The organism is Rhizobium sp. 862_C5_N1_2 (assembly GCF_051811205.1).
In the GTDB taxonomy this organism is placed as follows: domain Bacteria; phylum Pseudomonadota; class Alphaproteobacteria; order Rhizobiales; family Rhizobiaceae; genus Rhizobium; species Rhizobium leguminosarum.
The window spans coordinates 887,043-909,105 of the sequence record NZ_JBPWPT010000002.1 but is presented as its reverse complement, the minus strand read 5'-3'; the positions used below and the strand labels follow the sequence as shown (position 1 = coordinate 909,105).

Genomic DNA, 22,063 nt, shown 5'->3' with positions numbered 1-22,063 from the left:
GGCGCCCCGCTCAGCAAAACTGGCCGCTAAACAGAGGGAACGAGAATGAAAAAACTACTCGCATCGACATGTCTGACGTTTGGCCTGATGGGCGGGGCGTCTTTCGCCAGCGCCGCCGAATGCGGCACTGTGACCATTGCCAGCATGAACTGGCAGAGTGCGGAGGTTCTCTCTAACCTCGACAAGCTCATCCTGAACGAAGGTTATGGCTGCGCCGCCGAAATCACCGTCGGCGATACCGTCCCGACGATTACCTCGATGGCCGAAAAGGGCCAGCCGGACATCGCGCCCGAAGCCTGGATCGACCTGCTGCCGGATGTCGTCAAGAAGGGGACGGATGAAGGCCGGATCGTCCAGGTCGGCTCTCCGCTGCCCGATGGCGGCGTACAGGGCTGGTGGATTCCCAAATATCTGGCCGACGCCCATCCCGATATCAAGACCATCGGTGATGTGCTGAAGCATCCGGAACTCTTCCCCGACCCTGAGGATTCGAAGAAGGGCGCCATCTACAACGGGCCGCAGGGCTGGGGCGGCACCGTGGTGACCACGCAGCTCTACAAGGCCTTCGAAGCCGAGAAGGCGGGCTTCACCCTCGTCGATACCGGTTCAGCTGCAGGCCTCGACGGTTCGATCGCCAAGGCCTACGAACGCAAGGAAGGCTGGGCCGGCTATTACTGGGCGCCAACCGCGCTGCTCGGCAAGTATCAGATGGTCAAGCTCGAAGCCGGCGTGCCGAACGACGCCGCCGAATGGAAGCGCTGCAATACCGTCGCCGATTGCCCCGATCCGAAGCCGAATGCATGGCCGGTCGATCACGTGGTGACCCTGGTTGCCAAGCCTTTTTCGGAAAAGGTCGGGCCTGAGGTCATGGACTACCTGACGAAGCGCTCCTGGAGCAATGAGACGGTCAACAAGCTGATGGCGTGGATGACCGACAACCAGGCAACCGGCGAGGATGGTGCCAAGCACTTCCTGAAAGAAAACAAGGACCTGTGGACCAAGTGGGTCTCGCCTGAGGCAGCTGCGAAGATCGAAGCTGCTCTTTAAGACCGACTATTGCGGTGCGCCTAAAGCGCACCGCCTCTCGCTGCCGATAAAATCAAAAAGACTGCCGCGGCTCTTTGAAGAAAAAGGGGAACCGAATGGAATGGTTTTACAAATTCCCGCATATGGATGACGACGCCCTTCGCAATCTGAAGAAGGCGATCGATGACGGCTTTCGCACATTCACCCGCACCTATGGCGACGCAATCGAAAGCCTCTTCTCCCCGCTGCAGCATTTCCTCATCGCCGCCGACCGCTTCATGACGCAGACGCCGTGGCCGATCATTACTGCAATCATCCTTGTCATCGCATGGTTTGCGAGCCGCAGCCTGAAGATCGTCTTCGGCTGTCTCGTCACGCTGCTGCTGATCGGCTATTTCGACATGTGGGACGATACGATGCGGACGGTCTCGATGATCTTCGTCTGTACCGTGCTCTCCATCGCCATCGGTATCCCGATGGGGATCTTGATGGCGCGTTCCGACCGGCTGCAGCGCATCATCAATCCGATCCTCGACGTCATGCAGACGATGCCGAGCTTCGTCTATCTCATCCCTGTCGTCATGCTGCTCGGCATCGGCAAGGTGCCGGGACTGATCGCAGTGGTCATCTATGCGATACCGCCGATGATAAGGCTGACCGACCTCGGCATCCGCCTGGTCGACAAGGACGTGCTCGAGGCGGCCGACGCCTTCGGAACGTCGAGTTCGCAGAAACTGTTCAAGGTCCAGCTGCCGCTGGCGCTTCCCACCATCATGGCCGGCATCAACCAGACCATCATGATGGCTCTCGCCATGGTGGTCGTCGCCTCGATGATCGGCGTCCAGGGCCTGGGCCAGCCGGTTCTGAAGGCCATCGCCAACCAGTACTTCACCCTGGGTATTTTCAACGGCCTTGCCATCGTCGGCATCGCCATCATCTTCGACCGGGTCAGCCAGGCGTATGGCAAGAGGCTCCAGAAGCATCGGGAGATCGTCCATGGCTGATCAACGTTTCGGCGGCATCAAGATCCGCCACCTTTACAAGATCTTCGGTCCCAACCCTGCCGCTCATGTCGATGCCGTCAAAAAGGGATTGTCGAAGACCGAGCTCAACGAAAAGCACGGCCACGTGCTGGGCCTGAAAGATATCAATGTCGAGATACCCTCGGGCCGCATCCAGGTCATCATGGGCCTTTCGGGTTCGGGCAAGTCGACGCTCATCCGCCACATCAATCGTCTGATCGATCCGACCGCTGGCGAAGTGCTTGTCGACGGCGTCGATGTCGTGAAAATGAACGAGACCGAATTGCGGACGTTTCGCCGGCACCAGACGGCAATGGTGTTTCAGAAGTTCGCGCTTCTGCCGCATCGGAATGTTCTCGACAATACCATCTTCGGCCTCGAAGTGCAGGGCATGGAGCGCTCGAAAGCCGCCGACGTCGCCATGCGCTGGCTGGAGCGGGTCGGCCTGAAAGGTTTCGAGAGCAAATACCCCAATCAGTTATCGGGCGGCATGCAGCAGCGCGTCGGGCTGGCCCGAGCCCTCTCGAACGATGCTCCCGTTCTGCTGATGGACGAGGCCTATTCGGCGCTCGATCCTTTGATCCGCACGGATATGCAGACGGTCCTTCTCGATATTCAGAGGGAGATCAAGAAAACCATCGTCTTCATCACCCACGATCTCGATGAAGCCCTTCGCCTGGGCGATCAGATTGCGATTCTGCGCGATGGCGAAGTCATCCAGCAGGGCACCAGCCAGGACATCGTTCTGCGTCCGGCCGACGCCTACATCGCCAACTTCGTCAAGGAGGTCAATCGAGGCCGGGTCATCCAGGTCGATGCCGTCATGACACCCTTGCATTCCGGTGCTGCGCCCGGCGGATTGACAATTGCATCAGGCACGACCGTCGAAGAGGCTGTGCGGATGTTGGCATCGGCGCCAGACGACGATGCCAGGGTGCTTTCACCATCAGGAGAAGCTTTGGGGCTTGTCACCTTCCGCCAGCTCGCGGGTGCAATGGTGAACTCGCAGGAGGTGGCTCCCCGACGCGATAGCGCCCTTTCAGTCGCCCTCTGAAGTGCGTCGCAATCAACATGCCGCCATCTCTGCAGCGGCCAACTGGCTGGGTGAGGAACTGTGTTCGCACAGGCACCTATGCCTTCTATGAGGGTAGACGAGCCGCATTGGAGCTGTGATGGCAAAGCAGAGGATGAGAATGCCGATCGACGAGCTCCGCCAATTGGCGCTCGAAGCCTGCCTCGCCTGCGGCAGCAGCCCGGCCATGGCGAAGGCGCTCGTCGATGCAACGCTTTCGGCCGCCTGCTTCGGTCGTACCGAGCTGGGTTTTCCGCATTTCGTCGATTATCTCACCAGCCTGCGCGACGGGCGGATCAACGGAGACGCCAAGCCCCGCTTCGACCACGTGCTGCCGGCCCTGATTTACGCCGATGCGGACGGCGGCATAGCGCAGCTCGGGTTTGACCTGATTTACGACGACTTCGTCAAGCGCGTGAAAACCTTCGGCATTTCAGTCTTCACGCAAAGAAACAGCTATACCGCCGGGGAACTGGGATATTACGTCCGGCGCCTCGCTGAGGACGGGTTGATAGCCATCGCCGCCGCCAACGGACCGGCCTTGATGGCCGCCGCCGAAGGCGGGGAGCGCGTCTACTGCACAAATCCGCTCGCTTTCGGCGCGCCTTTGCCGGAACCCTTGCCGCCCCTCGTCATCGACCAGGCGACGAGTGCGACGGCCTTCATAACTCTTGCCGAGGCGGCAAGGGAACAGTCGCCGATTGCGCACGGCATAGCCATCGACGAGACCGGCGCAATCACCACCGATCCTGTCAAGGCGATGCTCGGCGCCCTCCTGCCCTTCGGCGGCTATAAGGGCGCCAACATCGCTCTTATCGTCGAGATGCTTTCCGCGGGTCTTTCCGGGGCCGCCTGGTCGCTCGATGCGGGCCACTTTTTCTCGGGCGAGCACCCGGTGAATGCGGGAATGACCGTGATCGCGCTATTCCCCGCGGCCGTGGATACAGGTTTCCCGGAGCGCGCCGAAGCCCAATTGGAACGGCTGCGCTCCAAGGGAGTCCGTATCCCCGGAGACAGAGCAATGCCCGCCAGCGTCACGGAAACCGATAGTCTTGACGTCGATATAGGCGTGTTAGAAACGATCCGTCGCTTGTGCCTTCGGTGAGAAAATCATTACTCAGCTCAAAGAATCGAATGCATCGTGCCCAGCGGCAGCATGCCGAAGTTCCCATCGTTCGTGCTAAATGAGAAATTGAAGATCTCTATCCACTCTGCGCAGGCCATGACGCGGAACACGCGGCTTCCACGAAGCGCTTGCCTATACATTTTGCGCAAGGTCAGTCCAGACTGCGTCACGAAAAGCCGGTTGGCCGACAATATCGGGGCCTGACAATTGCTCCATAGCTAAGGAACAGTAAGATCAATCTCGACCAAGGCCATGATGGTTGACGGTCCCAAAACCAAGCCCTTCCATCCGTTACCCCCAAAGGATGAAAGGGATCATACATACGCACTCCATCCCGTGCGTATGCTTGCATGCCTGTCTGCCTGCCGAAGGCCATCTTTAAGCGGTCCACTAAGAACCTTCGGCAGGCGACTGCGCAGCTCGCGAATTGGGGCGCTCTCTATAAGCTGCAGATGATGCGCATCGCGGCAAGATCGCCGCGGTTGAACCTGTGGCGTGGCGGCTACAGCTGTAAAATCGCTCCTTCAGCGTAATCGTTTTATCAGCGGGTTGTCGTCATCGCCGGCAGCGTGACGTCTTGCCAATGGCCGCGGGTTCTGTCAGTTCCTGATCTGGATGGGAACTAATGCATTCAACGGGTTGGTCTTTTTGACGTCTACCATACCCGAATTCGGCCTGCATCAGCTGGCACAAGCCGCTGATCTCGATGCCGGTATGACGCGGAGATCCACCTGCTCCGTTGCAAGCTGCTGCACTCTATTCAACAATCGTCTAATATACGTCCTAGGCCGCTCATCCATGCCGTCTACAGGCTCTGATGAAGCGCCGCAGCGCAGGACGACCATCCATGACGACTGGCAAGGCTGGCAGAGGTACGTGCACCAATCCGACACTCTCGCCGGCCGCGCGTCACGCTGGCACCTGCGAGCGCTGGAGAAAAGCATGTCGAAACAGCCACATCGAACAATGGGAGCAGCATGACGGAAAATAGCACTGCGCCATTCTCATTCCGATTTAGCGGTTCGTCCTTCGACAACATGGTCGAAACGCTCGGGGGGGCTTTTGGCGCATTTGATGCCGAGCCTGTCGGCCGCGCCCAGGACTTCCATTGGGGATTGGATTTCTCGGTATGTGACAACGCCGTCCTGCTCACCGGTTATCATGAGGCGGAGTTTCAGTTCAATATCGAGCCGACCGTCGATACGGCCGAATACCTGTCGATCGTCGTGCCGCGCAGCGGCGGCATGGGGGTAACCTATGGGTCCCGCGTCGCCGAGGCCGGGCAAGGAAAATTGCTTCTTTATAACAATTTCGAGCCCAATAGCGTCATCATGCATGGGCGATCGAACGTCATCGACGAGTTGCTGATCAACTGGCCTCTCATCCTGCAAACGATCGGCCAGACGTTCGAGATGCCGTTCAGCGGCTCCCTTGACCTGCTGCCCGAACTGGATCTGTCCAAACCGGAAGGCCGGTTGATCAACAATCTCACGGAAACGATCATCTCAGGCATGCGCGACGATGGCCCCTTGCTGCAGTCGCCGATCGCCATGGCGCATATGACGCAGGCGCTCGCCGATCTGGTTGTGCGCCTGGTGCCGCACCGGCTGTCGCATTTCCTGGAGAATGGCCCCGCCCTGATCGCCCCGCGACATGTGCGCCGGGCGATCGAATTCATGCACGCCAATATCGATCAGCCGATCACAATGCCGAAGGTGGCCGAAGCGGCCGGCGTATCCAGCCGGGCGCTCGAAACCGGTTTTCGTGCCTTCAGAGGAACCTCTCCCGCTGCCTATCTGCTGACGCTTCGGCTGCGTGCCGCGCGCCAGGATCTGCTCGATCCCGAGAGCAAAGAGACCATGAAGGCCATCTGCCTCAAATGGGGCTTCTTTCATTTCGGCCGGTTTTCCGCAGTCTATAAGACGACATACGGAGAATACCCTTCCGATACCAGGAAGCGCGTGATGCGGCGATAACGCATGGGGGTTTACGTCTCGTCTCGCGGCGGCAATGTGTAATGCACTCTCATTGTCCTTAGATCCCGCTTCACGATCTGCAGCATCCCTTCGCGTTCCGCCAGGGCGTTGAGCTCCCTGAGCACGAGAGAATGCGCGATCCCCAGCATGCGCGCAAAGGTGCGACTGTCACGGGCAATCCCCAAATCCGCGGCGACAAGGAGACCGGCCTGGATGGGTGTCAGCCTGTTATCCCTGCCTTGCGCCGCAGCGACGAGGGCGAGAAAGCGATCGGCCTCCGACGCTTCTTCGCTCACGCGGCTTTTCGTCGCCGGAAGGACACCATGATCGATTTCGAGGTGGGCGTATCGCTTTCCCTACCCGCGCTGCCAAGCGGCACGAGCACGTTCAGCTCGGGATAATAACCCGCTATACTTCCCCTCGGAATATCATAGGGCACAAAGCGGAAATCCTCTGCGATGCGCTCGATACCGTCATCATGCTCGCCGATCACGTCGACCCGGTCGCCGGCCTTGGCATTCATCGCCGTCAGGTCGGCTGGGTGAATGAAGATGACCTGCCGCTCCCCATAGACGCCGCGATATCGGTCATCGAGACCATAGACCGTCGTATTGTATTGATCGTGCGATCGGAACGTCTGCAGGGCGAAACGCCCCTCGCCCTTTCGCGCCCGCTGATGCACCGTCTCCTCCGGAAGCGCCTCCGAAGAAAATGATGCCTTGCCTGCCGGCGTATGCCACTCCCGATGAGCGGCCGTGTTGCGCAGGTGAAAACCGCGCGGCTTGCGCAGGCGCGCATTGTAGTTTTCGAAGCCGGGAATGGTCGCCTCGATGTGATCGCGGATGCGGTCGTGGTCGTCGGCGAGCTCTGCCCAGTCGACCACGGCGGGGCCGACCGTCGCCTGTGCAATGCCGGCAATGATGGCGACTTCCGAGAGGAGATGCGGCGAGGCCGGGCGATTGATACCGGCAGAACCATGCACCATGCTCATCGAATCCTCGACGCTCACGAGTTGGGAGTTGCCCGCTGCGTTCAGATCCATCTCGGTGCGCCCGAGGCACGGCAGGATGAAGGCCGTCTCGCCGGGCATGAGATGCGAATGATTGGGTTTGGTCGCGATGTGCACCGTCAGCTTCAGCCGCCGCAGCGCCTTTTCAACGAGTGCGCTGTCAGGCGTGGCACGGGCGAAATTGCCGCCAAGCCCGATGAAGGCATCAGCCGAGCCGTCGAGCATCGCTCCGATCGCGGCAAGGACATTGTGGCCATGTTCGCGGGGAGCACTGAAGCGGAAGTGCTTTTCCAGCGCATCGAGGAAATCCTCCGATGGCTTTTCGTTGATGCCGACGGTGCGATCGCCCTGCACGTTGGAATGGCCGCGAACCGGGCAAAGGCCGGCACCCGGCCGGCCGATGTTGCCGCGCAGGAACATGAAGTTGGCGATCTCGCGGATCGTCGCCACGGAATGCAGATGCTGGGTCACGCCCATCGCCCAGGTGCAGATGACCCGCTCGGCGTTGATATAGACATCGGCCGCCCGTTCGATCTCCTGCCGGCTCAGTCCCGATTGGTCCTCGATGTCAGCCCAACTCGTCGCCTCGACCGCTGCCCGGTATTGCGCAAAACCCGCGCAGTGTTCGGCGAGAAATGCATGGTCGAGAACCGAGGGCAGACCGGCGGCGACCGCTGCATCTTCCGCAGTCAGCACGGCCTTCGCCATCCCGCGCACCGCGGCCATGTCGCCGCCGAGTTGCGGCTGGAGATAAAGGCTGGCGATGTCAGTCGAACCGCCGCGCAGCATCTCGATCTTGTCTTGCGGGTCGGAGAAGCGCTCCAGGCCGCGTTCACGGATGGGATTGAAGACGACGACGCGCGCGCCGCGGATCGCCGCCCGGCGCAAGTCGCCGAGCATCCGTGGATGGTTGGTGCCCGGGTTCTGCCCGATCACGAAGATCGCGTCGGCCTCTTCGAAATCCTCCAGCAGCACGGTGCCCTTGCCCACACCGACCGCCTGACGCATGGCGATGCCGCTCGCCTCGTGGCACATGTTGGAGCAGTCGGGAAAATTGTTGGTGCCGTAGATGCGCACGAACAGCTGGTACAGGAAGGCGGCCTCGTTGCTCGCCCGGCCCGACGTGTAGAATTCCGCCCGGTTGGGGCTATCGAACCCCCTCAGAATGCTGCCGATCTCGGCAAAGGCATCTTCCCACGCGACCGGCAGATAACGGTCGCTCGCCGCATCGTAGCGCATCGGATGGGTGAGGCGCCCGTTGAGTTCCAGTTCATAGTCCGTCAACTGGCGAAGCTCAGATACCGTATTGTCAGCGAAGAAGGCGGGCGTTGCCCGCTTTTCCGTCGCCTCCCAGGCGACGGCCTTCACGCCGTTCTCGCAGAACTCGAATGACGATCCGTGCTCCGGATCACCCCAGGCGCAGCCCGGGCAATCGAATCCATCCGGCTGGTTCGCCTTCAGCATCGTCCGCGCGCCTGAAATGGGCATGCCGCTTTGAAGCAAACGCTTCCCGCAGCTCTTCAAAGCGCCCCAGCCGCCGGCTGCCGCCGATTTCTTACCAATGAATTTTGTGTCCATGCGCCCTGTATTGTCGAAGCGAGGAAAACATCAAGGGCGCACGAGCGATGGCTCGATAGGAAAAACCTATCAAGGATCTAACCGACGTCCTTCATGGCATGCCGTTCGTCGGGCGAATGTGCCAGGATGCGATTGCGACCTTGGGTCTTTGCGTCGTAGAGGGCGGCATCGGCCTCGGTCAGGAGGCGGTTAGGGTTGACCCTCAAGGTGGCTCCCGTCGCGCAGGAGATGCCGATACTGGCTGTCACCCGTCCGAATTCACTGCCGGAATGAACGATATTCTCCTGGCTGAGGAGACGCGCGAATTGCTCGGCAACGATCATTGCCCCTTTCGCACTGGTTGCGGGGAGCAGAACCACGAATTCCTCTCCGCCGTAGCGCGCGACGATGTCTGCCGGCCGGCTTACCGACTGGCGCAGACACTTGCTGACGACACGCAGGCATTGGTCTCCGGCGGGATGACCATAGGTATCGTTATATGCCTTGAAGCGGTCGATATCGACCATCAGAAGGCTGAACGGCGTGTTTTTCCTGGCGCTGCCTGCGGTCTCACGGGCGAAAGCTTCGTCGAAGGCCCGGCGATTGACCATGCCAGTGAGCCCATCGGTCTCGGCCAGATTCTTCAGCTGCTCCGCCGACAGCCTGAGCGCGATTTCCGCCTGCTTCGTCGCGGTGATGTCCGAGACAACGGCCATCGCCGTGCCGTCTTCCGCAAGCCTTGTCCGGATGCTGCGCCAGTCGCCGTTGTGAAGCTGAACCTCTTCGTCCTTGTTGCTGTGCAAGGTAGCACTGGCGGCCTTGATCCACTCTTCGCGGTCATTGTCCGGAATACCGGCCCGCTCGCCTGTTTCGGCGACGCGGCGAAGAATGTCGCTGATATGCGCGCCAACCACTCGGGCGTCCCCGGATAGCGGAAACGCGGTGCGATACTGCTCGTTACAGAAAACAAGAAAACCCTTGCTGTCGTACATCGCGATACCATCGGACATGCCGGCCATCGCATGCGACAGCAGGTTCTTGCTTTCGCGCAGTTCCCGCTCCAGAGCAGCACGCTCCGTCACATCACGCGTTACCCCGGCAAGGCCGATCACCCGCCCCTGTCTATCCCTCAGCGGCACCTTGGAGGCGAGCAGGTATCTGCCTTCGATGCGCTCGGTGGAGTCGATCAGAGGCACGCCAGTGTCCATGACCTGCTGTTCGAGATAATACAATTCTTCGGCGAGCGGCCGTGACAGAAGATTGAAATCCGACAATCCGGTCATCTCTGCCGTCGTCTTGAAACGATAGAGGCGGATCATATTTTCATTGACGGTGATGAACCGGCTGTTTCGGTCCTTCACGTAGAGATAGTCGGGCGACTGCGAAAACGCGGTCACCAATATGCTTCGCTCCAGGTCCCATTGCTGTGTCTTCAACAGCACGAAACCACAGAGCACGGTCGCCAGGCAGTTCAAAACGGTCATGGGTAGACCGATGATGGCCAATACACGGGCGTGCACCAGAGTGGGAAGCACCGCCATCAAAACAACAAGTGCGGCGCCGAGCGCGAGGCTCAGCAGTGCAATGTCCATGAACCCGGGAGATCTCTTGCGGATCCAGAAATTGGCAGCCAGGCCGATGCCGGTCGCGACAGCAATTGCGATCAGACCATCGACCATTGCCGTGCCGCCGACACAGAAGCGGAAGGCCATCGCCAGCGACGCCGCAAAGGCCGCCGCGATCGGTCCACCAAACATGCCCGCCAAAGCAAGCGGCGAAAAGCGCATGTCGATATAGATGCCGGGATTGACTTCGACGGCCAGCAATATGGACCCGATGGAGGCGCCGCCGGCTATGATTCCGAAGGCGATTTTTTCCTGTATGGCCGAACGACGCTGAAATTGGATCGAGAAATGCGCCCAGAGCGAAATCGCCAGGCACACGAATGACAGGTTGCCACCGAATTGCGTCCAGATGCCATTCACTGCGTTGGATCCACCTTCCAATACATGTACAGAACCAATCATAGGGCAACACTGGTTTGAGCTTCGTTAAATTGGAGACCTATCAGGCTATACTCGTTTGCTTATGCGTCTCCAGCCCAGTCGGCAGCAATACGGCGACAGGAAAGCGGCGACTGCCGCGACGATGCGGTATGGGCAAGCAGGGCCTGCTGCCAGATTTGATCACATGAGAAATAGGCGAAACCGGAATTAAAGGTCATGCTCCAGGACGGCAGGGGACATCATGTCCGCAACGCCCTGCGGTTCAACGGCTAGCACCTGATGCATAAGGCATGTTTAACAACGGCATCCTCTGCATCAGGACACGTAGCCTAGTGACGCAATATAGCGTTATCCGGATAAGTCTGCGCAATCGGGCCATTCCTTGAGGTGAAAGCAGTCGCGAACCCACAGCGCCGCGCGTCATGCCGTCAGCAGCCGAGGCTGCCGACGGCATCGCCTGCCACTTCTCTTTTACTTGCAGATCGCCGCCGCCAAGAAGTCACGCATCGCCTCGCCATAGGGCGGCCGCATCATGTATTCCGCTTCGACCATTCTGCTCTGGTGATAGACGGCGCGCGGATGCGAGAAGGCGAGGAAACCGAATTTGCCGTGATAGGCACCCATGCCCGAATGGCCGACGCCGCCGAAGGGCAGGCCTTCCGCCGTGACGTGGCTCATGCAGTCATTGACCGTCACCCCGCCGGAGGTCGTATTGCCAAGGACGCGGCGTTCCTCTTGCTGATCCTGGCTGAAGTAATAGAGAGCGAGCGGGCGCGGCCTGGCATTGATACGGTCGATGACGTCGGCGATATCGCGATAGGGAAGGACCGGCAGCACGGGTCCGAAGATTTCCTCCTGCAGCACGCGCATGTCTTCCGTGGGACCGAGGATCAGGGTCGGAGGTATACGGTGGGCCGATTGCTGGGAGAAATTCTCTGCCGCCGGGTTGATCTCGACAATCCCAGCGCCCTTGGCCCTGGCATCGTCGATCAGGCCCTGGACGCGGGCGAGATGGCGGGCATTGACGATCGAGGTGTAATCAGGATTTTCCTTCAGCGTCGGATACATCGCGCCGACTGCCGCGACCGCGTGTCCGGCAAAGGCCTCGACGCTTTCCTCGGGCACATAGACATGGTCCGGCGCAAGGCAGATCTGGCCGGCGTTAAGGGTCTTGACGGTCATGACGCGCCGCGCCGCGTCTGCGAGGTCGGCCGAGCGGCCGACGATGACGGGCGACTTGCCGCCGAGCTCAAGCGTCAGCGGTGTCAGGTTTTCCGCCGCCGCGCGCATGACATGATGGGCGATCGCAGTTCCGCCGGTGAAGATCAGATGGTCGAAGGCAAGTGATGTAAAGGCCGTGCCCGTCGCCGGTCCGCCCTGAACGACTGATATTTCCGTTTCGTCGAAAGAGCCGGCGATGAGTTCCGCCATCAAGGCTGATGAAGCCGGCGTCACCTCCGACGGCTTGATCATGGCGCGGTTACCGGCGGCAAGAATGCCGGCGAGCGGCGCAAGGGCGAGCTGATAGGGGAAATTCCAGGGGCTCAGGATCCCGACAACCCCCTTCGGCTGATAGACCACTTCGGCCACCGCGTCCGGGAACAATGCCTCGTGCTGCTCGGGCTTCAGCCATTCGGCCAGATGGGCCTTGGCATATTTGAGCGAACCGACGCAGGTAAAGACGTCGAGAAGCAGGCTCGCCTCGACGCTGCGGCTGCCGAAATCGTCTGACAGGGCCGCGGCAATCGCATCCTTATGGTCGACGAGAAGGGCGATGACGCGGTCGATGCGATCGATGCGGGTCTCAATGCTTGGCGGCCCTTCCCTCAGGAAAGACGCCCTTTGCCGGTCAAGCAGCGCCTTCATCGCATCGGGACTGGTATCGGTGGCGATTGGGGTGACGGTGTTCATTGTTTCCTCCCTCGAACGGTGTCAGACGGCCGGCTGGCGCACGACCGGTTTCAGCACGATGCCCTTTTCCGAATCCTCCACCGCCTGGTTGATGTCGGCGAAATCATAGAAGGTGATGAGCCGGTCGAAGGGGAAGCGGCCCTGCCGATGCAGGTCAATCAACAACGGGATCAGCACGTCGGGATTGGAATCGCCCTCGACGATGCCGCGGACCCGGCGCCCGCCGGACAGGATATGGGTGAGGTCGAGCGTCAGCGTCGCGCCATGGGGTGAGGCCCCGACGATACCGCAGGTGCCGCGCGGCGCCAGCACACGTACGCACTGATCGATGACCGCAGGCACGCCGGAGGCATCGATCGAATAATCGACGCCGGCGCCGGTCAGCGCCATGATTGCGGCAACCGCGTCGCTCGCCCTGCCGTTGACGATATCGGTCGCGCCGAGCTCCGCTGCAAGCGCCAGCCGCGTCTCGTTGACATCGACGGCGATGATCCGTGAAGCACCGACGATCCGCGCCGCCATCACCGCGGCAAGACCGACTGAGCCCATGCCGAAAACCGCGAGCACTTTCCCCGGCTCGACATCAAGCGCGTTCATCACCGCGCCGGCGCCGGTCTGGATGCCGCAGGCGAGTGGCCCGAGCAGTGCCAGGTCCGCATCCTCAGGCACTTTCACGATATTGCGTTCATGGCACAGCGCGTGGCTGGCGAAGGAGGATTGTCCGAAAATATTGCCGTGAACCCGTTCTCCCTCGCATGAGAGCCCGCTCGAACCGTCAGCGCGCGCACCGAAGAAATTGCGCGGGAAAAATTCGTGGCAATAGGTCTCCTCGTGATCGTTGCAGCTCGGGCAATGACCGCAGGAATTGAAGGTCATGACCACGTGATCACCGGGCTTGACCTTGGCAACGCCCGGCCCGACGCGCTCGACGATGCCCGCACCTTCATGACCGAGCACGACCGGCTGCGGCACCGGCAGGTGCTGGTCACGCATGACGATATCGGTGTGGCAAACCCCTGTTGCCACGACGCGAACCAGGATTTCACCCTCGCGCGGCTCCTCCAGATCGAGCCTTTCCAGCGAAAACGGCATATGGGGTGCACGCGCCACCGCGGCATGAATTTTCATTGCTTTCCTCCTCCCGATGATCGGCTCGTGAACGGCCCGGCATGCCAGGCCCGTCCTCAGCGGCCGCGCTTGTAGGCGCCGAGCCCCGGCTGATAGGTCTTGTCGTCGAGGAACTGCTTCAGCCCCTCGTCGCGCCCCTTGGTCTTGTCGAGAAACAGCATCTGCTCGAGCTTGGCGTAGATGTAATCGTCGGCGAGATCCCATGGCAGGTTGCGCACCCGCTTGTAGGTGTCCTTGGCGGCCTTCAGCGTCACCGGGTTCTTTTCGAGCAGGCTGGCGCAGATCTTGCGGACCCGGATTTCCAACTCCGCCAGCGGCACCGCCTCGTTGACGAGACCCATTTCGGCGGCCTTGCGCCCGCCGAACAGTTCGCCGGTCATGATGTAATAGAGAGCGTCGCGATGGCGCATCACTTCGGCGACCGCACGGGTGACGTTGCCGCCCGGCAGAATGCCCCAGTTGATCTCGGAGAGGCCGAAATTTGCCTCCTCGGCGGCGATGGCGAGATCGCAGGAAACGAGCGGCGTGAAGGCGCCGCCGAAGCACCAGCCGTTGACCATGGCGATCGTCGGCTTTTCGAAATACATCAGCCGGCCCCACCAGTTGCCGGACTGGCGCCGCGCCTTCAGCGTGACGTCACGCGGCTTGTCGTCATTGTCGCGGAAATATTCTTTCAGATCCATGCCGGCGGACCAGGATTCGCCGGCGCCGCGCAGAACGAGGACGCCGCAGCGCTCGTCGCCCTCGAGCTCGTCGAGCACCTCGAGCATCCTGATATTCAGGGCCGGATTCATCGCATTGCGCTTTTCCGGACGATTGAGGGTCACGAAAGCGATACCACTATCGAACTCGACCAGAACCGGCGATTGCATGTCAGTCATGATTTACTCCATGGGTTTCGGCGTAAATGCCGGGGCCGCTTCACAGGGCCTGTCGTTGAAGGGTTTCGTCGGAATGGAACTGGCGCAGGACATGTTTCTGCACCTTGCCGGAGGCGGTTCGGGGAATGGCCTCGACGAAGAGGATGCGCGCCGGACGCTTGAAGGCGGCGAGCCTTGCTGCGCAATGGCCGGCGATCTCATCGCCCGTTGCCACGGCACCCGGCCGCAGCACGACATAGGCGAGGCCGCATTCGCCCCACCGGATGTCGGGGATGCCGACGACCGCCACATCGAGAATATCGGGATGACTTGCGAGTACTGCTTCGACCTCGGCGGGGTAAACATTCTCGCCGCCGCTGATGTACATGTCCTTCAGCCGGTCGACGATGCGATAGAAGCCGTTCGCTTCGCGTCGGCCGAGATCGCCGGTGCGGTACCAGCCGTCGGTGAAGGCGGCAGCGGTTTCCTGAGGCTTGTTCCAGTAGCCCGGCGTCACCGCCGGCCCGCGCAGCCAGAGTTCGCCGATCTCGCCTTCGTCAACCTCCCGGCCGTCCTCGCCGACGATGCGAATGTCGAGCAATGGCGCGGGAAGACCAACGCAGCCGGGATTGTCCTGCACGGCGCGCCGGTCGATCGGTATATGCAGCACCGTTCCCGCCTCGCTCATGCCATAACCGTTGACCAGCGCAACGCCGTCGTCGAGATAGCTTTCGATCAGCGCCTGCGTCAGCGGTGCACCGCCGACGAAGAGCGCATGCAGGCCCGCAAGGGCCGCGGCGCTATAGGCAGGGTCGTTGCGCAAGGCGAGCGCGATCTGCGGCACGGCAAAATAATGGGTGATGGCACGCTGCCGGTCGGCAAGGGCTGCGAGTGTGCGCGCCGGCGTGAAGCGATCGGAGACGACGAGCGTACCGCCCAGCATCAATGTGGTTCGTGCGACGGCGATCAGACCGATCGTGTGGAAGAAAGGCAGGTCGCATAGGGCGACGGATCTCGGCCCGATCTCGCCGACCACGGAAAAATTGATGGCGGCGAAAAAGGCGTTGCGGCGGGTGATGACGACGCCTTTCGGCTGTCCCGTCGTGCCCGAGGTGTAAAGAAGGACGCAGGGTCCATCGGCATCGGCGGGCACGGGAGCGGCCGGAAGGCTCGCCTCGATCACCGCGGCGAGACCGGCCGAACCGTCTGCCGTCGATATCACCGCCATCTCGGGATCGGCGTTCGCAACGCTGGCCACCGTTGCCGCGAACTCCTCGTCATGAACGAGCAGAGCCGGCGCGCAATCGGCAAGGATCGGCCGAAGCTCGGCGGCGTTGAGGCGCCAGTTGAGTGGCACGTAGATGGCGCCGGCACGCTGGCAGGCAAAGGCAAGCACGATCGAATCCATCGAGTTGCGCGCCAGCATGGCGACACGCGCCCCATCGCGGCGCACTCCGAGCACATCGCTCAGGAAGCCGGCGCAGCAGGCGATCCGCGCATCGAGCTCGGCATAGGTGAGCTGCCGGCCGGTGGCGATTTCGAACAGAGCCGGACGGTCCGGTGCGACGCGGGCGCGGTAAAGGATCGGATCATCCGTCACCAGTCCGCAATCCGCCGACGAAGCCATCCCGGAAAAGGAATACGCCATTTTCTCCTCCCATGCCCATCGCTCCCCATGACAGGCACCAAATTTGTATGTAACACATACTAATATCTTTTTCCCGCGATGCAAGAGGCTGTTTGAGGCAAATCCGATCGATCGAATGGCGCGGGGAAATCCGCACTACGGATATTGACTAACCTGCTGATTTTGATGGTTATGGCGCCTGGACGAGGCGAGAACGAACGATGGCGATAAAATCACCGCAGGACGATTTCGAGGGCGAAGATGCGCCCGCGACGCCAGGCCTCGACGTCGGCCGGCTGGGCGATCTCTTGGGGTTTCATCTGCGCATGGCGCATGTCGCAATCTATCGCGACTTCGCCGAAACCATGGAGGAGCTGGCGCTGACGCAGAAGCAGCTGGCGGTGATGGAACTCGTCGCCGGCAATCCGGGCGCATCGCAGATCGACCTTGCCAACACGCTCGGCACCGACCGGGCGACGATGATGGCTCTCGTCAACCGGCTGGCTGCCCGCGACCTGATCGAACGCCGCCCTTCCGCGGCCGACCGCCGGCGCCAGGAACTTCATCTGACGAAGGCCGGACGCGCGATGCTCGCGCGGGCGCGTGCGCTGATCGACAAGCACGAGCAGCGTTTCATCGACCTGTTTTCGCGCGACGAACTGGATGCGCTGCTGGTGGCGCTGAAGCGCATATACAAGGGGAAATGAACCCGCTTCGCTGAGGAAACAAGCAGCATCCAGGCCTATAGATTTCTATTGGGAAGTTCCCGTGTTATGATCCCGGCCCTGGCGTCGTCCGCCGTGGGTTCTGCACACGGAGACTTGTCTGATGAGCGAAGTGGACGTCCTTTTTGCCTCCCTGCGACAGGCGGCTGACCCGCAGACGGTTGAGTGCATCGAGAAGGTCGTCATGCATGGCTCGGATCGCGAGCTCAATCGCATCAATGCGCTCGCTTTCGCCGATAAACACCATCTCGATGAAGAGAAAACCATCGCCGCATTTCTCCATGCAGCCCGCATAGGCGCGTTCGAGATGACCTGGAATGTCCTTTGCCCAGGATGCGGCGGCGTCCTCGACAGCGGCGCAACCCTCAAAACCGTCGTCCACGAGACGTACCATTGCGCGCTCTGCGCGGCCGGATACGAGCCGACCCTCGACGAGATGGTCGAGGTCACGTTCACGGTCAGCCCGCGCGTGCGCAGGATTGCCGCCCACGACCCCGATCGGTTGCCGCCGCTCGAGTACTATCGCCAGATCTTCTTCAGCTCCGGGGTCGACCTGCCTGACGATCTCGAAGCGAGGTTTTCGCGCATCCAGCTGGAGATGATCGAGTTGGCTCCGGGCGAGAAGGCCTTCGTCTCCCTGCAACTGCCGGCGCAGTTCGTCATCATCTTCGATCCGGTGACACACTCGGCGCAGTTCATCGACGTGCAGGGTGAGCCCACCGACGAACGTCAAACCCTCTCGATGATCATCAGTCGGACGCATGCGCTGAACGAAACGCTGACCCTGCGCCCGGGCTCACTGCGGCTCACCCTCGAGAACCACACCGATCGCAGAGTGGTGCCGAACGTCTGCATCGCAGGAGACGAGCTGCACGACCTCCTGGGCCGCAGGCGGGCTTTCCTGACGGCCAAGCGTCTGCTGACGAACCAGAGCTTCCGCGACATCTATCGGACCGACACACTCGACGTCGACCAGCGCCTCAAGATCACCAGCCTGACTTTCCTCTTCACTGACTTGAGGGGCTCGACCGCTCTCTATGAGCGCGTCGGAGATCTTGCCGCTTTCGATCTGGTGCGCGCCCATTTCCGGGTTCTTCACGAGATCGTCGCGACCGAGGCCGGAGCGGTCGTCAAGACCATAGGCGATGCGGTGATGGCGACCTTCCCGAGCCCGGACCGTGCGGTGGCGGCGGCACTCAGAATGCGGGAGGCGATGCTTCGGTTAAATGCCGAACACGGCAGCGACGATCTCCTCCTGAAGATCGGCATCCACGAGGGACCATGCCTCGCAGTCAACCTGAACGACCGGCAGGACTACTTCGGCCAGACCGTCAATATCGCCTCCCGCGTCCAGGGCCTTGCCGATCCCAATGTGATCATGACGACGGAGGCGATCGTCGGGGATGCCCAGGTTTCAGAGATCCTGCGTGATAGCGGCATCTCATCGGTCTCCCGGATGGAAGAACTTCAGGGCATCGGGCGGGAGGTGAGGATTTTTGCGCTGTCGTGAGTTTGGTCTTCTTGGTCAAATTAACTTCAGCAGTTTCCGGTAACGGTCGGCCCTAGGCGGACTTTTTTCGTTGTCGAAGAACACGGCTGCTTTGCGCCTAATTTTGCCGTTGAAACAGACCTTGCACCTGCCGGAAAGCAGACATTGTCTAGTTTCAAGGTAACGGCATCTTTCCCCTGCCGATAGCGGAAGCAGGCGTCGTCGCCTTCATGTCTCGGCGAAGCTGCTTAATCGTTTCGCAAAGCATCCTGTCTTCATTCTGGGCTACGGGCTCATCGCCACCACGATGCAAGGCGGTCCAGCGGAAAAGTCATGTAAGACTCGGGCTGATTGACGCGTTTTGTGGAGCGTCTGAGGAAGCTTGGCACTGCGATCCAGGCCGCCGTTCTCGCGCAGCGCATATCCGTCGATCAAGTTCTCGAACGCGTCGCGATTGTCCTCACCCGCTGTCACATCTCCGGCAGGCCGGCCTTTCGGAAGCCGTCGACAAAGTGGTCTCGTACAGATGCATCGCGCAGCGGCTGGGAGCTGAGCCAATGGCCAATCGTGAAATGAGGGTGGGCGATCAGGAACAATTCTGCTTCTCGCCGCGCCTCCTCATAGTGGCCCAACTGTGCAAGCGTAGCGGCCAGGAATTTGCGTGAGTTGGTACGATACGTGTCTTCCCTGCGGAGTGTAGCGGCTGCCGCCTCATAGTCACGCGCGGCGTATTGCGCTTGCCCAAGATGACAAAGATACCAGCACGCTGGATAGGGATTGAGCCGCAGAGCTTTTTCGATTTGCGCTAGTCCGTCGGCAACCCTGCCGTCCAGCACGGACATGTCCGACATGGCGGCCCAGGTGTCGGCGTGGTTGGGGTCCAGCTCCAGGGCCTTGGCGAAGGCGGCCTCCGATTCCTCCCATCGCCGCTCATAAGCCAAAATGGTCCCTAGAACGTAACGGCAGCCGGCATCGTTGGGATCCAGGTCAACCGCCTTCTGCGCGAACGTCATCGCCATCCGACGGTTGGGATCTTCGGGCTCGCCGAAATGAGTCCAGGCAAGCCAACGATTATAGGCGAGCAGACCAAGCGCCTCGGCATATGATGGCTCGAGCTTGACCGCGCGTTGGAGCAGCATATAGGCCTCACGCTCAGTTTGCGGCGACTCTTCCGTCAGGAGGCGGGCGCGCACACACAGGTCGTACGCCTCAAAGTTCTTCGGCCGATTGCGCTGCGGCGGGATGGTCAGTCGGCCGACGAGGGCTTCAACAATCTTGGCGTTAACTTCATCCTGTAATTCGAAAACATCTTCCACCGTCCTGTCAAACCTCTCGGCCCACAAGTGCCGGCCACCAAGCGCGTCGACCAATTGGGCATTGATGCGGACACGGCCCATTGCGCGTCTGGCGCTCCCCTCCAGGACGTAGCGGACGCCGAGTTCCTGGGCGACCAGCCGTACGTTGACCGGCTTGCCCTTGTAGCCGTACACGGAATTGCGCGCGATGACGAACAGGCCAGCCGTTCGGGAAAGGTCAGTGATCAGGTCTTCGGTCAAGCCGTCGACGAAAGGCGCGTCCGCTTCATTCCCACTCATATTCGTGAACGGCAATACAGCGATCGAGGGCATTTCGGGCAGCGGCAATATGCTCTGCAGCGCATCCGGCCAATGCCACACGTGGACTGGGCGAGTCAGGTTCTTCAGGTAGCGTTCGCCTGCATCGAAGAACCGGTCGCCGATCTTGCCAACGATCTCGCCGTGAACGCTGGCTGAAATGCAGATACCTCCCGGCGCGGCCTGCGTCTCGAGGCGCGCCGCGACATTGACCCCGTCGCCGAGGACGTCTGAACCGTCGTCAATGACATCACCCAGATTGACGCCGACACGCAAAAGCAGGCGACGGTCGGAGGTCTCAACAGCGGTAGTGGCCCGTTGCATTTCCAACGCTGCTGCGACCGCTTCCACCGCGCTACTGAATTCGATCAGGAAGCCGTCGCCCACAACCTTGAAGATGCGGCCGTTGTGGCGCATCACAGCCGGCTCGATAACGCCAGAACGGAGTTCCCTGAGGTTCGCCAGCGTTGCGACTTCATCAGCCTCCATCAGGCGTGTATATCCCACCACATCGGCAACGACGATGGCGGCAAGGCGACGCTGAATAGATTGGTCCGTCATGTGAGGACAAGCCTAATGACCAGATTAGCAAGTTATTGTTCAACCGCAGGTGAGTCAACAAATCGTAAGAGGTAATATCCAGGCGATCTCCACCTTCCGGCCCCAAATCCGTCATTCCTTCACGCCGGGCCAACGACCGCTTCTTGGCGCATTGCAGACCTACGCCGGCTTGGAGTTCCGCATCAGCATGATCTCCGATCCAAGACTGGCAAATTCTAGCCTTGACCATTGAGCCCGAGCCTAAGGCCAATCGGCGTAACCCGAGGACAGCATGCTGTTTTCCGAGCCGGCCGACGCGCGGGCGATCTCGCGGTAGCCGGCGGGAGAAAGGCCGGTCTTGCGTTTGAAGAAATGGCTGAAATAGGTTGGGTCGCGAAAGCCGAGGCTGTCGGAGATTTCTTGAATATTGCGGGCCGAACGCTCCAATCTCAGCTTTGCCTCCTGCACCACGCGCTCGTGCAAGAGCTGGATCGGCGAGCGGCCGAGCGCCCTTTGGCAGATGGAATGTAGCCGGTCGGCCGTGACGCCCAGCTCCGCGGCATAATCGCTGATCGACCGGTGCCGGCGGAAACCGGCCTCGACCAGCTGCCGGTATCTCTGCAGGATCGATCCGGTTTCGCCCTGCCCGCGCTGCTCGCTTCTCTCGCCATCGGAACCGCGCCACAGCGCCATCAGAATGAGCCTGATATAGGCGGATGCGACCATCCAGGAGGAGCGGGTGGGATCGCCGAGTTCCCGCACGAAGCCGGAGATCAGCGGACTGATTTCGGCCACCGCCGAGGGATCCAATGCCTCGACCAGCTTGCGCTGCTCGGTGAAGATGCGCAGCGAATAGGATTCCACCTTGTCGCCGATCGCATCGACCATGATCTGCGGCGAGGCGCCGACCAGATGGGCCGCGGTTCCGGCTGATATCGACAGGTCGCATCGCGCCTGCGGCGGCAGGAAGGCAAGCAGCGGTCCGTGCAGCGGCCGATGTTCGCCATTGTCGAAATGAAGCTCTCCACTCCCCTCGCCAAGCAGAAGGAAATGGTGGAAATCGGCATAGAGTCCTTTTTGAAAACGGATACGCCGGTGCGACAGCGACGGTCCGTGCCACTCGCCCCTGGCATAGTGATGAATCCCCCCGTCCGTTGCCAAGCTTCTCCTCCATTCCCTGTGCCAAACAATGCTCATATCACCGGATAATTACAATATTAACCCAATAAATCGCATTCCATCCGCGCCAGATCGGCGTAACCTTTTCTCATCAGCCTTTGGGAGGAGGCTCTTCAACAGATGCAGGAACGCTCAGGCGACCCTCGTGGCGCCGCGTCCGCTCGTTTTCTCCCATGGCAACAACGCAAACCGGCATA

General features: G+C 60.8%; 16 protein-coding genes. 7 read left to right on the top strand and 9 right to left on the bottom strand.

Going from position 1 to position 22,063, the window contains the following annotated elements; all coding sequences use genetic code 11:
- The first annotated feature begins 45 nt into the window (after nucleotides 1-45).
- From ACD590_RS28580 to ACD590_RS28560, 5 genes are all read left to right on the top strand, one after another.
- Entirely contained in the window at nucleotides 46-1,047 is a 1,002-nt protein-coding gene (locus ACD590_RS28580; protein ID WP_018246041.1) for an ABC transporter substrate-binding protein, read from the top strand.
- Between the two features lie 95 nt (nucleotides 1,048-1,142).
- Complete coding sequence (locus ACD590_RS28575) at nucleotides 1,143-2,030, top strand: ABC transporter permease (RefSeq protein WP_018246042.1); 888 nt, start codon at nucleotides 1,143-1,145, stop codon at nucleotides 2,028-2,030.
- Entirely contained in the window at nucleotides 2,023-3,102 is a 1,080-nt protein-coding gene (locus tag ACD590_RS28570; protein WP_018246043.1) for a quaternary amine ABC transporter ATP-binding protein, read from the top strand. Before ACD590_RS28575 ends, ACD590_RS28570 begins: the two co-directional genes overlap by 8 nt.
- Nucleotides 3,103-3,220: 118 nt before the next feature.
- Nucleotides 3,221-4,225 (top strand): Ldh family oxidoreductase, encoded by a 1,005-nt coding sequence (locus ACD590_RS28565; RefSeq protein WP_018246044.1) that lies wholly within the window; start codon nucleotides 3,221-3,223, stop codon nucleotides 4,223-4,225.
- Between the two features lie 998 nt (nucleotides 4,226-5,223).
- Nucleotides 5,224-6,222 carry an AraC family transcriptional regulator gene (locus ACD590_RS28560; protein ID WP_047622940.1) on the top strand — a complete coding sequence of 333 codons (999 nt, stop codon included), beginning with the start codon at nucleotides 5,224-5,226 and terminating at the stop codon, nucleotides 6,220-6,222.
- Nucleotides 6,223-6,233: 11 nt separating this feature from the next.
- Here the strand turns inward: ACD590_RS28560 and ACD590_RS28555 are convergent, their stop codons facing one another.
- From ACD590_RS28555 to ACD590_RS28525, 7 genes are all read right to left on the bottom strand, one after another.
- Nucleotides 6,234-6,518 (bottom strand): hypothetical protein, encoded by a 285-nt coding sequence (locus ACD590_RS28555; RefSeq protein ID WP_018246047.1) that lies wholly within the window; start codon nucleotides 6,516-6,518, stop codon nucleotides 6,234-6,236.
- A complete protein-coding gene (locus tag ACD590_RS28550; RefSeq protein ID WP_439003932.1) occupies nucleotides 6,515-8,809 on the bottom strand; it encodes an FdhF/YdeP family oxidoreductase in 2,295 nt (764 codons plus the stop codon). The genes ACD590_RS28555 and ACD590_RS28550 overlap by 4 nt, the downstream gene beginning before the upstream one ends.
- A 77-nt stretch (nucleotides 8,810-8,886) precedes the next feature.
- Nucleotides 8,887-10,815: a diguanylate cyclase gene (locus ACD590_RS28545; protein ID WP_026230757.1), complete on the bottom strand. Its 1,929-nt coding sequence runs from the start codon at nucleotides 10,813-10,815 to the stop codon at nucleotides 8,887-8,889.
- 450 nt (nucleotides 10,816-11,265) lie between these two features.
- Nucleotides 11,266-12,705 (bottom strand): coniferyl aldehyde dehydrogenase, encoded by a 1,440-nt coding sequence (locus ACD590_RS28540; protein ID WP_439003931.1) that lies wholly within the window; start codon nucleotides 12,703-12,705, stop codon nucleotides 11,266-11,268.
- 21 nt (nucleotides 12,706-12,726) lie between these two features.
- Nucleotides 12,727-13,833: an NAD(P)-dependent alcohol dehydrogenase gene (locus ACD590_RS28535; protein ID WP_439003930.1), complete on the bottom strand. Its 1,107-nt coding sequence runs from the start codon at nucleotides 13,831-13,833 to the stop codon at nucleotides 12,727-12,729.
- A 56-nt stretch (nucleotides 13,834-13,889) separates the two neighbouring features.
- On the bottom strand, nucleotides 13,890-14,714 hold the full coding sequence (locus tag ACD590_RS28530) for a p-hydroxycinnamoyl CoA hydratase/lyase (RefSeq protein ID WP_112907415.1): 825 nt from the start codon (nucleotides 14,712-14,714) through the stop codon (nucleotides 13,890-13,892).
- A 40-nt stretch (nucleotides 14,715-14,754) separates the two neighbouring features.
- The gene (locus ACD590_RS28525; protein WP_439003929.1) at nucleotides 14,755-16,341 is read right to left on the bottom strand and encodes an AMP-binding protein; all 1,587 of its coding nucleotides are present in this window, start codon (nucleotides 16,339-16,341) and stop codon (nucleotides 14,755-14,757) included.
- Between the two features lie 200 nt (nucleotides 16,342-16,541).
- Between ACD590_RS28525 and ACD590_RS28520 the strand changes: the two genes are divergently transcribed.
- Both ACD590_RS28520 and ACD590_RS28515 read left to right on the top strand, forming a co-directional pair.
- A complete protein-coding gene (locus ACD590_RS28520; RefSeq protein WP_047622933.1) occupies nucleotides 16,542-17,027 on the top strand; it encodes a MarR family winged helix-turn-helix transcriptional regulator in 486 nt (161 codons plus the stop codon).
- 121 nt (nucleotides 17,028-17,148) lie between these two features.
- Entirely contained in the window at nucleotides 17,149-18,555 is a 1,407-nt protein-coding gene (locus tag ACD590_RS28515; protein WP_439003928.1) for an adenylate/guanylate cyclase domain-containing protein, read from the top strand.
- A gap of 449 nt (nucleotides 18,556-19,004) precedes the next feature.
- On the opposite strand, the gene ACD590_RS28510 is transcribed toward ACD590_RS28515, so the two are convergent.
- Nucleotides 19,005-20,708, bottom strand: a complete 1,704-nt coding sequence (locus tag ACD590_RS28510; protein ID WP_439003927.1) for an adenylate/guanylate cyclase domain-containing protein — start codon at nucleotides 20,706-20,708, stop codon at nucleotides 19,005-19,007.
- Between the two features lie 240 nt (nucleotides 20,709-20,948).
- Complete coding sequence (locus ACD590_RS28505) at nucleotides 20,949-21,848, bottom strand: helix-turn-helix transcriptional regulator (protein WP_157213529.1); 900 nt, start codon at nucleotides 21,846-21,848, stop codon at nucleotides 20,949-20,951.
- Nucleotides 21,849-22,063 lie beyond the last annotated feature (215 nt).

What these genes read in the sequence shown, in the direction of transcription:
- ACD590_RS28520 (WP_047622933.1), top strand. Translation starts at nt 16,542, where the DNA reads ATGGCGATAAAATCACCGCAGGACGATTTCGAGGGCGAAGATGCGCCC.
- ACD590_RS28515 (WP_439003928.1), top strand. Translation starts at nt 17,149, where the DNA reads ATGAGCGAAGTGGACGTCCTTTTTGCCTCCCTGCGACAGGCGGCTGAC.
- ACD590_RS28560 (WP_047622940.1), top strand. Translation starts at nt 5,224, where the DNA reads ATGACGGAAAATAGCACTGCGCCATTCTCATTCCGATTTAGCGGTTCG.
- ACD590_RS28535 (WP_439003930.1), bottom strand. Translation starts at nt 13,833, where the DNA reads ATGAAAATTCATGCCGCGGTGGCGCGTGCACCCCATATGCCGTTTTCG.
- ACD590_RS28545 (WP_026230757.1), bottom strand. Translation starts at nt 10,815, where the DNA reads ATGATTGGTTCTGTACATGTATTGGAAGGTGGATCCAACGCAGTGAAT.
- ACD590_RS28530 (WP_112907415.1), bottom strand. Translation starts at nt 14,714, where the DNA reads ATGACTGACATGCAATCGCCGGTTCTGGTCGAGTTCGATAGTGGTATC.
- ACD590_RS28580 (WP_018246041.1), top strand. Translation starts at nt 46, where the DNA reads ATGAAAAAACTACTCGCATCGACATGTCTGACGTTTGGCCTGATGGGC.
- ACD590_RS28570 (WP_018246043.1), top strand. Translation starts at nt 2,023, where the DNA reads ATGGCTGATCAACGTTTCGGCGGCATCAAGATCCGCCACCTTTACAAG.
- ACD590_RS28540 (WP_439003931.1), bottom strand. Translation starts at nt 12,705, where the DNA reads ATGAACACCGTCACCCCAATCGCCACCGATACCAGTCCCGATGCGATG.
- ACD590_RS28565 (WP_018246044.1), top strand. Translation starts at nt 3,221, where the DNA reads ATGGCAAAGCAGAGGATGAGAATGCCGATCGACGAGCTCCGCCAATTG.
- ACD590_RS28550 (WP_439003932.1), bottom strand. Translation starts at nt 8,809, where the DNA reads ATGGACACAAAATTCATTGGTAAGAAATCGGCGGCAGCCGGCGGCTGG.
- ACD590_RS28510 (WP_439003927.1), bottom strand. Translation starts at nt 20,708, where the DNA reads ATGACGGACCAATCTATTCAGCGTCGCCTTGCCGCCATCGTCGTTGCC.
- ACD590_RS28575 (WP_018246042.1), top strand. Translation starts at nt 1,143, where the DNA reads ATGGAATGGTTTTACAAATTCCCGCATATGGATGACGACGCCCTTCGC.
- ACD590_RS28525 (WP_439003929.1), bottom strand. Translation starts at nt 16,341, where the DNA reads ATGGCGTATTCCTTTTCCGGGATGGCTTCGTCGGCGGATTGCGGACTG.